This window comes from Dorea sp. Marseille-P4042 (genome assembly GCF_900290215.1).
GTDB classification, from domain to species: Bacteria; Bacillota; Clostridia; order Lachnospirales; family Lachnospiraceae; genus Dorea; species Dorea formicigenerans.
Window position 1 is genome coordinate 620,457 of record NZ_OLMI01000002.1, and the last position, 13,304, is coordinate 633,760.

General features: G+C 50.8%; 10 protein-coding genes. All 10 read left to right on the forward strand.

The features are described from left to right. The first annotated feature begins 55 nt into the window (after positions 1 to 55). The 10 genes from C7E02_RS08385 (at position 56) to C7E02_RS08430 (ending at position 13,302) form a co-directional block, all read left to right on the forward strand. A complete protein-coding gene (locus C7E02_RS08385) occupies positions 56 to 271 on the forward strand; it encodes a Maff2 family mobile element protein (protein ID WP_105309319.1) in 216 nt (71 codons plus the stop codon). Between the two features lie 18 nt (positions 272 to 289). After that, positions 290 to 1,159 carry a VirB6/TrbL-like conjugal transfer protein, CD1112 family gene (locus C7E02_RS08390; RefSeq protein ID WP_015529210.1) on the forward strand — a complete coding sequence of 290 codons (870 nt, stop codon included), beginning with the start codon at positions 290 to 292 and terminating at the stop codon, positions 1,157 to 1,159. A 21-nt stretch (positions 1,160 to 1,180) separates the two neighbouring features. Then, positions 1,181 to 1,585 carry a PrgI family protein gene (locus tag C7E02_RS08395; protein WP_105309320.1) on the forward strand — a complete coding sequence of 135 codons (405 nt, stop codon included), beginning with the start codon at positions 1,181 to 1,183 and terminating at the stop codon, positions 1,583 to 1,585. Beyond that, positions 1,533 to 3,962 carry a VirB4-like conjugal transfer ATPase, CD1110 family gene (locus tag C7E02_RS08400; protein ID WP_035394372.1) on the forward strand — a complete coding sequence of 810 codons (2,430 nt, stop codon included), beginning with the start codon at positions 1,533 to 1,535 and terminating at the stop codon, positions 3,960 to 3,962. The genes C7E02_RS08395 and C7E02_RS08400 overlap by 53 nt, the downstream gene beginning before the upstream one ends. A 152-nt stretch (positions 3,963 to 4,114) precedes the next feature. Continuing rightward, entirely contained in the window at positions 4,115 to 5,902 is a 1,788-nt protein-coding gene (locus C7E02_RS08405) for a CHAP domain-containing protein (RefSeq protein ID WP_439362997.1), read from the forward strand. Positions 5,903 to 5,933: 31 nt separating this feature from the next. Further along, positions 5,934 to 6,203, forward strand: coding sequence for a DUF4315 family protein (locus C7E02_RS08410; RefSeq protein ID WP_105309321.1), 270 nt, complete (start codon positions 5,934 to 5,936; stop codon positions 6,201 to 6,203). After that, positions 6,193 to 6,918, forward strand: a complete 726-nt coding sequence (locus tag C7E02_RS08415) for a DUF4366 domain-containing protein (RefSeq protein ID WP_162496218.1) — start codon at positions 6,193 to 6,195, stop codon at positions 6,916 to 6,918. Before C7E02_RS08410 ends, C7E02_RS08415 begins: the two co-directional genes overlap by 11 nt. Beyond that, a complete protein-coding gene (locus C7E02_RS08420) occupies positions 6,915 to 7,100 on the forward strand; it encodes a hypothetical protein (protein ID WP_015529206.1) in 186 nt (61 codons plus the stop codon). Before C7E02_RS08415 ends, C7E02_RS08420 begins: the two co-directional genes overlap by 4 nt. Positions 7,101 to 7,115: 15 nt before the next feature. After that, positions 7,116 to 9,206 carry a DNA topoisomerase 3 gene (locus tag C7E02_RS08425; protein ID WP_054344402.1) on the forward strand — a complete coding sequence of 697 codons (2,091 nt, stop codon included), beginning with the start codon at positions 7,116 to 7,118 and terminating at the stop codon, positions 9,204 to 9,206. 217 nt (positions 9,207 to 9,423) lie between these two features. After that, the gene (locus C7E02_RS08430) at positions 9,424 to 13,302 is read left to right on the forward strand and encodes an antirestriction protein ArdA (protein WP_105309323.1); all 3,879 of its coding nucleotides are present in this window, start codon (positions 9,424 to 9,426) and stop codon (positions 13,300 to 13,302) included. The last annotated feature ends 2 nt before the right edge of the window (positions 13,303 to 13,304 follow it).

Consider the following 13,304-nt stretch of genomic DNA (forward strand, 5'->3'; position numbering starts at 1 on the left):
CCGTTTTTTATGCCCTTTTATGGGGCAAGCCGCATTTGCGGCAGAAAGGAGCTTTATGGAATTTTTTAACTCTGCTATCGACGTATTACAGACCCTTGTTATCGCACTGGGCGCAGGCTTAGGCATTTGGGGCGTTATCAACCTCTTAGAGGGATATGGAAACGACAGCCCAGGTGCAAAATCACAGGGCATTAAGCAGCTTATGGCGGGCGGCGGCGTTGCCCTTATTGGCACTATCCTTGTACCGCTTCTTTCCGGTCTGTTCGGATAAGTTTACGGAGGGTAGCCTATGGAGAGCATACTTGACGCGATTAACGAATGGATAAAGGAAATCCTTATCGGCGCGATAAACGGTAATCTGTCAACGATGTTCGGGGACGTAAACGAAAAAGTAGGCACCATTGCAGCGGAGGTAGGCAAGACCCCGCAGGGGTGGAACGCGAACATTTTCAACATGATACAAAATCTGTCCGAAAATGTGATTGTACCCATTGCGGGGCTTGTCATTACCTATGTCCTCTGTTATGAGCTTATCAGCATGGTAACGGAAAAAAACAATATGCACGACGTTGACACATTCATGTTCTTTAAGTGGTTTTTCAAAGCCTTTGTTGCCGTTTTCTTGGTAACACATACCTTTGATATTACTATGGCGGTGTTTGATATGGCGCAGCATATTGTGTCCGGCGCGGCGGGGGTAATCGGCGGCGATACGAATATCGACGTAACCGAAGCCCTTGCCGCCATGCAGGAGGGACTAAAAGATATGGAAATCCCCGAACTACTGTTACTTGTCATGGAAACGAGCCTTGTAAGCCTTTGTATGAAAATCATGTCCGTACTGATAACCGTTATCCTCTACGGCAGAATGATTGAGATATACGCCTACTGTTCCGTTTCCCCTATCCCTTTTGCCACCATGACAAACCGGGAATGGGGACAGATTGGGAACAACTACCTAAAGGGGCTGTTTGCACTTGGTTTTCAAGGCTTCCTCATTATGATATGCGTCGGCATTTATGCGGTTTTGGTAGGCGAAATGGTCTTAGCGGACAACCTGCACAGCGCGATTTTTTCCCTTGCAGCCTATACCGTTATCCTCTGTTTCTCCCTGTTCAAATCCGGCGCACTGGCAAAATCTATATTCAACGCCCACTAAGGGCAGAAAGGAGGTTTTTTCTTGGCGTATGTACCTGTACCCAAAGACTTATCCAAAGTCAAAACAAAAGTCGCTTTCAATCTGACAAAGCGGCAAATCCTTTGTTTTTCAGTGGCACTTCTTATGGGACTGCCACTTTTCTTTTTGTTCAAAGACAGCGCAGGGACGAGCCTTGCGGCAATGGCAATGATTGTCGTCATGCTTCCCTGCTTCTTGGTTGCCATGTATGAAAAGCATGGGCAGCCCCTTGAAGTGGTTGTAAAGAACATCATTCAGACAAAATTGACCCGCCCCAAAGTGCGACCGTATCAGACGAAAAACCTGTATGCACTCTTGGAGAAACAGCGGGCATTAGAAAAGGAGGTATCAGCGATTGTCAAAAGGACAGACAAAAAAGACGCGGGAAGCCGCAGGAAACAGGCGTAAGCTGACCCGCGCGGAAAAGAAACAGATAGCGGCGGTTATCCGGCAGGCAAAGGGGGACGGCAAAGCCCACACCGCACAGCAGACCATTCCCTACCTTGCCATGTACCCGGACGGTATCTGCAAAGTGGCACAGCGGAAATATTCAAAGAGCATTGCCTTTGAGGACATCAACTATCAGCTTGCACAGGCAGACGATAAGACCGCCATTTTTGAAAACTGGTGCGATTTTCTCAACTACTTTGACGCAAGCGTGAACGTGCAGCTTTCTTTCATCAATCAAGGCTCACAGCAGGAACAGGCAGCGCTGGCAATCCATATCCCGCTGCAAAATGACGATTTTAACTCTATCCGCACTGAGTATTCCGATATGCTGAAATCGCAGCTTGCCAAAGGGAACAACGGGCTTGTCAAGCATAAGTACATCACATTTTCCATTGAAGCGGACAATCCGGCGGCAGCAAGGGCGCGGCTTTCCCGTATTGAAACAGACGTACTCAATAATTTTAAGGTGCTTGGGGTATCGGCGCACCCCTTATCCGGCTATGAACGCCTAAAGGTGCTGCATGGGGTATTCCACCCGGCAGGCGAGCCGTTCTCATTCTCTTATGACTGGCTGACCCCGACGGGGCTTACCACAAAGGACTTTATCGCCCCGTCCTCTTTCAAGTTCGGGGAGGGACGCTACTTTGCTATGGGGAAAAAGACGGGGGCGGTATCGTTCCTTGAAATCCTTGCCCCGGAGTTAAACGACCGTATCTTAGCGGATATGTTGGACTTGGAAACAGGCGTTATTGTCAATCTCCACATTAAAAGTATCGACCAGTCGGAAGCAATCAAGACCATTAAGCGCAAAATCACTGACCTTGACAAGATGAAGATTGAGGAACAGAAAAAAGCGGTTAGAAGCGGTTACGATATGGATATAATCCCGTCCGACCTTGCCACCTTTGGAAATGAAGCAAAGAACCTGTTGCAGGATTTACAGAGCCGCAACGAGCGAATGTTTCTTCTCACGTTCCTTGTGGTAAACATGGCAGACACGAAGCGGAAACTGGAAAATGACATTTTCGCGGCGGCAGGCATTGCACAGAAATACAACTGCGCCCTGACCCGTCTTGACTATCAGCAGGAAGCGGGGCTGATGTCCTCTATCCCTTTGGGGGAGAACCTTATCCCGATACAACGGGGACTTACCACATCAAGCACCGCTATTTTTATCCCGTTCATCACGCAGGAGCTATTTCAGACCGGGTCTGCCCTGTATTATGGGCTGAACGCTTTAAGCAACAACATGATACTCTGCGACCGCAAGCAGCTTAAAAACCCGAATGGGCTTATCTTGGGAACACCGGGCAGCGGAAAATCCTTTGCGGCAAAGCGGGAAATCACAAACGCCTTTCTCATTACTGACGATGATATTTTTATCTGCGACCCGGAAGCCGAGTATTTTGCCCTTGTCAAGCGGCTTGGCGGGCAAGTGATACGCTTATCCCCGACCGGGAAAGGCATGGACGGCAAGCCCCAGTATGTGAACCCTATGGATATGAACCTTAATTACAGCGAGGACGACAGCCCCCTTGCACTGAAAAGTGATTTTATCCTGTCCCTCTGCGAGCTTGTCATTGGCGGCAAGGAGGGCTTGCAGCCCGTTGATAAGACCGTCATTGACCGCGCCGTAAGGAATGTGTACCGGGACTACCTTGCTGACCCCGACCCGGCAAAAATGCCTATCTTGGGCGACCTTTACGACGAGCTGTTAAAACAGCCGGAGCCGGAAGCTGCCCGCATTGCAGCGGCATTGGAGCTGTATGTTTCCGGCAGTCTTAACGTATTCAACCACAGAACGAATGTGGAGCTTTCTAACCGCCTTGTCTGCTTTGACATTAAGCAGCTTGGGAAGCAGCTCAAAAAGTTAGGTATGCTCATTGTGCAAGACCAGATATGGAACCGCGTTACCATTAACCGGGCAGAAAAGAAATCTACCCGCTACTATATGGACGAATTTCACTTGCTCTTAAAAGAGGAACAGACCGCCGCTTACAGTGTGGAGATTTGGAAGCGTTTTAGAAAATGGGGAGGCATACCCACAGCTATCACGCAGAACATTAAGGACTTGCTTGCTTCCCGCGAGGTGGAAAATATCTTTGAAAACTCTGATTTTGTCCTCATGCTCAATCAGGCACAGGGCGACCGGGCTATCCTTGCAAAGCAGTTAAATATCAGCCCACAGCAGATGAAGTATGTAACCCACACCGAAGCAGGCGAGGGACTTATCTTTTATGGGAATGTGGTGCTTCCCTTTGTAGACCATTTCCCGAAAGATACCGAGCTTTACCGCATTATGACGACGAAGCCGGAGGAAGTGAGCAGCCTATGAAACAGTTAAAACCACGCGATAAAATCACGCAGAAAATGACCCGCGACGGTGCGGTGGAAATCAATGAAACACAGCAGACTGCCGAGCGTATCAGCAGCCGGGAAGCAGACAGCGACTTTTCACAGCCGGACACCGCTACCGCAGAGCGTGTCATGGAACACCTTGACGCAGCCCATACCCGAAAGGCAAGCAAAAAGGCAGTCAAGAAAGCACAGGAAGCGGCTGTTTTGCGTACTTCCACTTCACGCTTGCAGTTTACCGACGAGGAACGGGAAACGCCAAAACTGCAACCCTACATCAAAAAATCGGAAAAAGCAGCCGACAAACTGGACGCAGCAAAGGCAGCTCTCCCGAAGCAGAAGAAACTTGTAAAAGAGCGCACCTTTGAGGAAACCACCGGAAAGGCAAAGACCCGTTTACGCTTTGAAGAACAGGAAAAGCCGATACCCGGCGGCAAAGCCCACAGTAACCCGTTATCCCACCCCGCGCAGGAAGCGGGTATTTTTGTTCACAACAAAATCCATAGCGTCGAGAAAGATAATTCCGGTGTGGAGGGCGCGCACAAATCGGAGGAACTTGCCGAGCGCGGCGCAAGGTACGGGACAAGAAAATTAAAACAGGGCTACCGCAGCCATAAGCTGAAACCCTACCGGGAAGCGGCAAAGGCAGAACAGGCAGCGTTTAAGGCAAACGTCAATTTTCAGTATCACAAAGCCTTGCAGGAGAACCCGCAGCTTACAAGCAATCCCTTTTCCCGGTTCATGCAGAAACAGAAAATCAAACGCCAGTATGCAAAAACCGTAAAGAAAAGCGGCTCAGCCACCGCCAAAGCTGCCGCCGGAGCGTCCCAAACAGCAGCAAAGAAAGCGGCTGCCTTTGCAGGACGACACCCGGCAGGCGTGATAATCGCTATCGCCGCGCTGCTTCTGTTCATCATGGTATCCGTAGGGCTTTCCTCTTGTGGGGCAATGTTTTCCGGCAGCATGAACAGCGTGTTAGGGACTTCCTACACGTCCGAGGACAGCGACCTTGTGGCAACGGAACAGAGCTATGCTGCAATGGAAAATGAGCTGCAACAGGAAATTGACAATATCGAAAGCACCCACAGCGGCTATGATGAATACCGCTATGACCTTGATACTATCGGGCATAACCCCCACGAATTAGCGTCGTACTTGACTGCCCTTTTGCAGAGTTACACCCCGCAGAGCGCACAGGCAGAGCTAAAACGGCTGTTCGGCTTACAGTACACCTTGACGCTGACGGAAGAAATCGAGATACGCACCACCACCGACGAGGAGGGCAACGAGGAAGAATACGAATACCGTATCTTAAATGTGAAACTGACAAACAAGCCGATTGCTTCCCTTGCGGAAGAACTGCTGAACCCACAGCAGTTTGAAATGTTCAAGGTGTACTTACAGACACAGGGCAACAAACCGTTGATTTTTGGCGGCGGCTCTCCCGACGGAAGCCCGTCCGAGGATTTAAGCGGCGTGGAGTTTGTAAACGGCACACGTCCCGGAAACCCGGAGCTTATGGAGCTTGCAAAACAGCAGGTCGGAAACGTGGGCGGCTACCCTTACTGGTCTTGGTACGGCTTTAACAGCCGCGTGGAATGGTGCGCCTGCTTTGTGTCATGGTGCTACAATCAAGCCGGAAAAAGCGAACCCCGCTTTGCGGGCTGCGAATGGCAGGGCGTTCCTTGGTTCCAGTCAAGGGGACAATGGGGCGCACGCGGCTATGAGAATATCGCACCGGGCGACGCTATCTTTTTCGACTGGGATTTAGACGGCGTTGCCGACCATGTGGGGCTTGTGCTTGGCAGGGACGGAAGCCGCGTCTATACCGTTGAGGGCAATTCCGGCGACGCCTGCAAGATTAAAAGCTATGACCTCAACTATCAATGTATCAAAGGCTACGGGCTGATGAACTGGTAAGCAGCCCCGAAAAGAAAGGAGAATTTATTTTATGGCAAACAACAAAATCGACCGTATCAATAAGGAAATCGCAAAGACCCGCGAGAAAATCACAGAGTATCAGAACAAGTTAAAAGGACTGGAAGCGCAGAAAACCGAAGCGGAAAACCTTGAAATCGTGCAGCTTGTACGCGCTATGCGACTTACCCCGCAGGAATTAAATGCTATGCTGTCCGGCGGCGGTATTCCCGGCATGAACGCCGCACCCGCTACCGAAGCGGCAGACTACGAAGAACAGGAGGAAAATGCAGATGAAAAATAAACTCAAACAGACCATGACTGCCCTTTGTGCCGCCCTTATCCTTATGGGCGGTTTTTCTGTCCCTGCCTATGCACAGGGAGCAGCCGCAGAGCCACCCACAGAGGACGCGACCAACGACAGCAATGTAGTGGTGGAAGAACCGGAAACGCCGCCCCTTACCCCAAAGGGCAACGCAACACTGGTGGACGATTTCGGCGGCAATAAGCAGCTTATCACTGTTACCACCAAAGGCGGCAACTACTTTTATATCCTCATTGACCGGGCAGCCGAGGGGGAACAGACCGTACATTTCCTTAATCAAGTGGACGAAGCCGACCTTATGGCACTGACCGAAACTGGGGAAGCCACGAAAAAACCGGAAGTCTGCAACTGTACGGAGAAATGCGAAGCCGGAAAAGTAAATACGTCCTGCCCGGTATGTGCAACTACTCTGACAGGCTGCACAGGCAAGGAACCCACGCCAACACCCACCGAGCAGCCGGAAGAACCCAAAGAAAAAGACGGCAATCCCGGCGCGGTGCTTGCCTTAGTCCTCTTTGTGCTGCTTGGTGGCGGCGCGGCGTTCTACTACTTTAAGTTTGTAAAACCGAAGCATAACGTGAAAGGAAGCACCGACCTTGAAGATTTTGACTTTGAGGATTACGACGAGGACGAGCCGGAAGCAGATACCGGGGAAGTTTCCAAAGAGGAAGAAACGGAGGACAAGGAAGTATGACCCTGTTTACCGACAATCCCTTTGAAAAGATGATGATACAGAAGCCGGACTATGGCAAACGGGAAAAATCCCCGCCGGAGCTTTCTTCCCCACGCTGCGCGGGCTGCCCTTACAAGGGGCAGTCCCCTTGTGTGGGGTACTGTATGAGAAAACTGGAAAACAAACGACAGACCGAACGATAAAAGGAGGAATTATCATTGATTTTAGTTATCGCAGAAAAGCCCAGTGTGGCACAGACAATCGCTGCCGTACTTGGGGCAAAGGAAAAGAAAGACGGATTTCTCACAGGAAGCGGCTATATCGTTTCTTGGTGCGTGGGACATTTGGTAGGGCTTTCCGAAGCTGCCGCCTACGGGGAGCAGTATAAAAAGTGGAGCTATGACAGCTTACCGATTTTGCCGCAGGAATGGAAGTACACCGTTGCTTCTGACAAGGAAAAGCAATTCAAGACCTTAAAGGAACTTATGCACCGGGCAGACGTTTCCGAAGTCGTCAATGCCTGCGACGCGGGGCGCGAGGGAGAACTCATTTTCCGTTTTGTCTACGAAGTTGCCGGGTGCAGGAAGCCCACGCGCCGCTTGTGGATTTCCTCAATGGAAGAAGCTGCTATCAAAGAGGGCTTTTCTCATCTGAAGAACGGCGAAGCATACGACGCGCTCTTTGCTTCCGCATTATGCAGGGCAAAGGCTGACTGGCTAATCGGTATCAACGCCACCCGTCTTTTTTCTGTCCTTTACAACCATACCTTGAATGTGGGACGCGTACAGACCCCGACCTTAAAAATGCTTGTTGACCGGGACGCGGCGATTACCACGTTCAAGAAAGAAAAATACTATCATGTGCGCCTGTCCTTATCCGGCGCGGAAGCTGCAAGCGAAAAACTGTCTGACCGTTCCGAAGCTGACAGGCTGAAAGCTGCTTGTGAAGCGTCAAAAGCAGTCTGTACTTCCCTTGTGAAAGAGAAAAAGACCGCAGCCCCGCCGAAGCTCTTTGACCTTACTTCTTTGCAGAGGGAAGCAAACCGCCTGTTCGGATATACCGCAAAGCAGACCCTTGACCTTGCACAAGCCCTGTATGAAAAGCGTTTGCTTACTTATCCGAGAACCGACAGCGCATTTCTGACCGACGACATGGGCGACACAGCGGCGGGCATTATCAAGCTGCTTTGTGGGAAATTTTCTTTTATGGCGGGCATGGACTTTGCGCCGGAGCTTGCAAAAGTGCTGAACAGTAAAAAGGTATCAGACCACCATGCCATTATCCCGACTATGGAGCTTGCAAAGACCGACCTTGCCGCGCTGCCGGAAAGCGAAAGGAATATCCTTACCCTTGCCGGGGCGCGTCTGCTCATGGCGACCGCCGCAGTACATACCTTTGAAGCGGTTACGGCTACATTTGAATGTGCCGGACAGTCCTTTACCGCAAAGGGAAAAACAGTGCTGTACGACGGGTGGAAAGAGATTGACCGCCGTTACCGGGCAGCCTTAAAGAACAAGCCCGAAACGGACGACGCAGACAGCGACACAGAAAAGACCCTGCCGCCATTTACCGAGGGACAGACCTTTGAAAATCCGGCGGCAACGGTAACGGAACATGACACAACACCGCCAAAACCTCACAACGAAGCGTCGCTGCTCTCTGCTATGGAGCACGCCGGAAGCGAGGACACCGACCCGGACGCAGAACGCAAAGGGCTTGGAACTCCCGCCACCCGCGCCGCCGTCATTGAAAAACTGGTAAAGGGCGGTTTTGTGGAGCGAAAAGGCAAGCAGCTACTTCCCACAAAGGACGGTATCAACCTTGTGTGCGTCCTGCCGGACACCTTGACAAGCCCGCAGCTTACCGCAGAATGGGAAAACAATCTGACACAGATTGCAAAAGGCAAGGCAGACCCCGCCGCATTTATGGAGGGTATTGAGAATATGGCGCGGGAACTGGTAAAGACGTACCCGTTTCTTTCTGATGATAAAGCGCAGATGTTCAAGCCGGAACGGGAAGCGTTGGGAAGCTGCCCCCGCTGCGGTTCTCCTGTCTATGAGGGCAAGAAGAATTACTATTGCAGCAATAAGGAATGTATCTTTACCATGTGGAAAAATGACCGTTTCTTTGAAGAACGAAAAGTAACCTTTACCCCGAAGATTGCCGCCGCGCTCTTACAATCCGGCAAGGTAAATGTGAAAAAGCTCTATTCCCCAAAGACGGGCAAGACCTACGACGGAACTATCGTATTGGCTGATACGGGCGGGAAATATGTCAACTACCGGGTGGAGCTTCCGAAGAAAAAATAACTGAATAGCAAGCATAGGAAAAGAGTACCCTTTTCCGTAAAATTCCTGCTTTCTCTACCGAGAACGGCGGGGATTTTTGCTTGTTGGGAAGTTTCCCAAACCCTCTGAAATCTTGAAAAAATATCTAAACTCTTTGGCAAAAACGCGGGCGCGGGGTACTGAATGATGAAACTGGAAAGCGCAGCGTCCGCGCTGCCTTTGGGAAAGGAGGTTACACATGGCAAATTTACGGGACACCGTAAAAGACTATCAAGAAGAATTAAGGGACGGTATCGCTTGGGTGGCGTTTTGGAAAACGGGACGTTCTTGGAACGCGGAATATTTCCACCTTGAAATGGGCGATATTCTCTACCCGGAGGACAGAAGCCGCATGGAAGAAATCAAACAGGCTGACCCTGCCGCCGTTGTGGTAAACGGCTATTATTCCGGCTATCTTGGCGAGGACAGGAACCTTGACGAACTGACCGCCGGGGTGCGCCGCCACTACGAAAACGGATATAGCAATATCGGGGAATTTATCGAAGCCCACGACGACAGGCTGCCGCCGGAGCTTATCGAGGAAGCAAGAGCCGCCGCCCACGCTGCGGGGCTGCCTTTTTCTGAAAAAGCCTACCGGGGCGGCGAAGAACCCGACCCCTATCTATTTGACGGGAGCATGAGCATGGAGGACTACGAGCTTATGCACCGCATGATTGAGAAAGAAAGGAGTGAGCGCATGGAAGAAACGATTTTAAGCGGGTATCTTTCTAATCTTGGAAAGTACACCGAGGGCAGACCTGCGGGCGAATGGGTATCATTCCCCACGACTGCTGAACATTTGAAAGAAGTCTTTGACCGTATCGGGATAGACGGCAAAAACTACGGGGAGCTGCACATCACAGAATATCAGTCCTCTATTCCGGGACTGGCAGGGAAATTGACCGAGCTTGAAAGCCTTGACGAACTGAACTATTTGGGCGAGCTTTTGAAAATGCAGTTTGACGACGACCGGGAAAAATTTGCTGCGGCTATCACATACGGCGACCATACAAGGGACTTGCAGGACATTATAAACCTTGCACAAAATCTTGACTGTTACTGGATTTATCCGTCCGTAAAAACCGAGGAAGATTACGGGCATTATCTGATTGAAGAACTGGACGAGTTGGAGCTGCCGGAAGAAGCAAAAAACTATTTTCTCTATGAGGAATACGGGCGGGACGCTGCTATCAATGACGGGGGCAGATTTACCGAGCAGGGATATATCTACAACAACCGCAACACCTTTACACAGTGGTATGACGGACGGGACGTGCCGGAGGAATATCGGGTAACACCGCAGCCGCCAGTACAGGAAAAGGAACAGGCAGACCTTGACGCTGCCGCAGCCATACCGACCACTGCCACAGAGCAGCCCCCGGTTCTCCCGATTATCCTATCTTCCGAAAAGCCCGCCAACAAAATGAAAGAGATTACCGACCGACTGGAACAGGGCATTTTGGGGATTTATGAAAGCGACCGTTACGCCGACTATCTGCGTACTATGTCTAAATTCCATGATTACAGCCTAAACAATACAATCCTTATCGCCATGCAGGGCGGCAACCTTGTAAAAGGCTATAAACAATGGGAAAAGGAATTTGACCGCCATGTAAAGCCGGGGGAAAAAGCTATCAAGATAATTGCGCCCGCGCCCTTTACCGTTAAGAAACAGGTGGAAAAAATCGACCCGGACACGCAAAAGCCTGTTTTCGATAAGAACGGGAAAGCCGTTACCGAGGAAAAGGAAATCCAAATCCCCGCCTTTCGTGTGGTATCTGTTTTTGACGTGTCGCAGACCGAGGGTAAGGAGTTGCCCGACCTTGGGATAAAGGAGCTTACGGGCGACGTGGAACAGTATCAGGATTTTTTCGCTGCCCTTGAAAAAACTTCCCCCTTTGCTATGGGATTTGAAGCACTAAGCGGCAGTATAAAAGGACGCTGCAATTATGAGGAAAAGTGTATTCTCATCAACGAGGGCATGGACGAATTGCAGAATATCAAGACCGCTATCCATGAAATTGCCCATGCGACACTCCATGACATAGACAAAGACGCGCCGGAACGTCCCGACCGCCGCACCCGCGAGGTACAGGCAGAAAGCGTCGCCTATGTCGTTTGCCAACACTACGGGCTTGATACGTCGGACTATTCCTTTGGATATATCGCCGGGTGGAGCAGCGGAAAAGAACTTGCAGAACTGAAAGGCTCTCTTGAAACAATCCGCAGCACCGCCGCAAGTCTGATTGATACCATAGACGGACATTTTGCAGAAATCCAAAAGGCACAGGATAAGGAACAGACCACCGAACAGGCACAGACCCCACAGGAAGCTACCATACAGCCCGAAGCAGAAGCAGCCGCGCCGGAGCTTCCCGAAGAAACAGCCCCGGTACAGGAAAAAGAAGCACAGACCGAGCCGGAAGCTGATACAGGCGCAAGCAGCGAAGCACCACAGCCGGAACAAGCTGCACCCGCCGCACCTTATTACACAATCAACGAAGCTGCCGCCAAACGTGCAAAGGACGCAAACAGTTTTTCCGATTATAAGCAAGGCAGCGCGACGGCTGAATACAGGCACTATGTAGATGAAGCCGTACAGCTTGCAGAAAGGCAGAAACAGCGGGTAGACCCGATGTACCATGAGAAAATCGACAGCCTGCTTGACACCTACGCCCGGAAACTGGCGGCGAACATGAACAAAGGCTATGAGATTGACGCGCGTGTTCCCTCTATCCTCATTGCGGGCGGCTCTAACTTCCCCACAAGGAAGAAAGAAAAGCAGAACGCAGCCCGCGACAGCAATTACCGGGAATGGCAGGACATACAAGGACTTCTTGATAAAATCCGCAGTACCGGCATGGGCGGTATCAGTGCAGACGACCCGCAGGCAGTACAGAAGTTAGAAAAGAAACTGGAAAGCCTTGAAAAATCACAGGAAACCATGAAAGCCGTAAACGCCTATTACCGTAAGCACAAGACCCTTGACGGCTGCCCGCATTTGTTGCCGGAACAGCTTGAAAAATTAAAAGCGGACATGGCGAGCAGTTGGCATTTGGGGGACAAGCCCTTTGCGACTTGGGCGTTATCCAACAACAGCGCGGAAATCCGGCGCGTGAAAGACCGTATCAAATCCCTTTCACAGCAAAAAGAAATCGGTTTTGTGGGTTGGGAATTCGACGGCGGCAAGGTGGAAGCAAACACCGAAGCGAACCGTCTGCAAATCTTCTTTGAGGATAAGCCGGACGAAGCTACGCGGGAAGCCTTAAAAAGCAACGGCTTCCGTTGGTCGCCAAAAGCCGGGGTATGGCAGCGGCAGCTTACCAGTAATGCCTACTATGCGGCTGATTATATCAAAGCGATTGCACCCCTTACCGGGGAAAAGCCTACCGAGTTACAACGGGCGCATATCCGGGCGCAAAAGATAGCTGCACAAGAACAACCCGTACAGGAGCAGCCGGAACAGGAAGCCCCACAGGACAAAGACACCTTTTCCATTTATCAGATTAAGGGCGGGGACGAAACAAGGGATTTGCACTTTGAACCTTACGACCGTCTGACTGCCGCCGGACACCGGGTAGACGCGAAAAACTATACACTTGTCTATTCCGCACCTCTTACGCCGGGGACTTCTCTTGAAGATATTTACACCCGCTTTAATATTGACCACCCGAAAGATTTTAAGGGACACAGCCTTTCCGTTTCCGACGTGGTGGTGCTTCATCAGAACGGACAGGACACCGCCCACTATGTAGACAGCTTCGGTTATAAGGAAGTGCCGGAGTTTTTGCAGCCGGAAAACTATCTGAAAGCTGCCGAACAGACCACCGAGCAAAACTACAACATGATTGACAGACAGATAAACAACACCCCGACCGCTGCGGAACTGGAAGAAAAAGCAAAAGCCGGGGAACAGATTTCCCTTGCAGAATACGCCGAAGCATTGAAAACCGATAAAGGACGCGGCAAGCCTGCTAAACAGGAAAAGCCCTCTATCCGGGCGCAGCTTAAAGCAGCGAAAGAACAGACACCGAAGAAACAGGCAAAACAGAAAACACAGGATTTGGAAAGGAGCTGACC

Excerpts from the sequence above, each read along its gene's own strand:
- C7E02_RS08385 (WP_105309319.1), top strand. The coding sequence starts at position 56 with ATGGAATTTTTTAACTCTGCTATCGACGTATTACAGACCCTTGTTATC.
- C7E02_RS08390 (WP_015529210.1), top strand. The coding sequence starts at position 290 with ATGGAGAGCATACTTGACGCGATTAACGAATGGATAAAGGAAATCCTT.
- C7E02_RS08405 (WP_439362997.1), top strand. The coding sequence starts at position 4,115 with ATGGAACACCTTGACGCAGCCCATACCCGAAAGGCAAGCAAAAAGGCA.
- C7E02_RS08410 (WP_105309321.1), top strand. The coding sequence starts at position 5,934 with ATGGCAAACAACAAAATCGACCGTATCAATAAGGAAATCGCAAAGACC.
- C7E02_RS08415 (WP_162496218.1), top strand. The coding sequence starts at position 6,193 with ATGAAAAATAAACTCAAACAGACCATGACTGCCCTTTGTGCCGCCCTT.
- C7E02_RS08420 (WP_015529206.1), top strand. The coding sequence starts at position 6,915 with ATGACCCTGTTTACCGACAATCCCTTTGAAAAGATGATGATACAGAAG.
- C7E02_RS08430 (WP_105309323.1), top strand. The coding sequence starts at position 9,424 with ATGGCAAATTTACGGGACACCGTAAAAGACTATCAAGAAGAATTAAGG.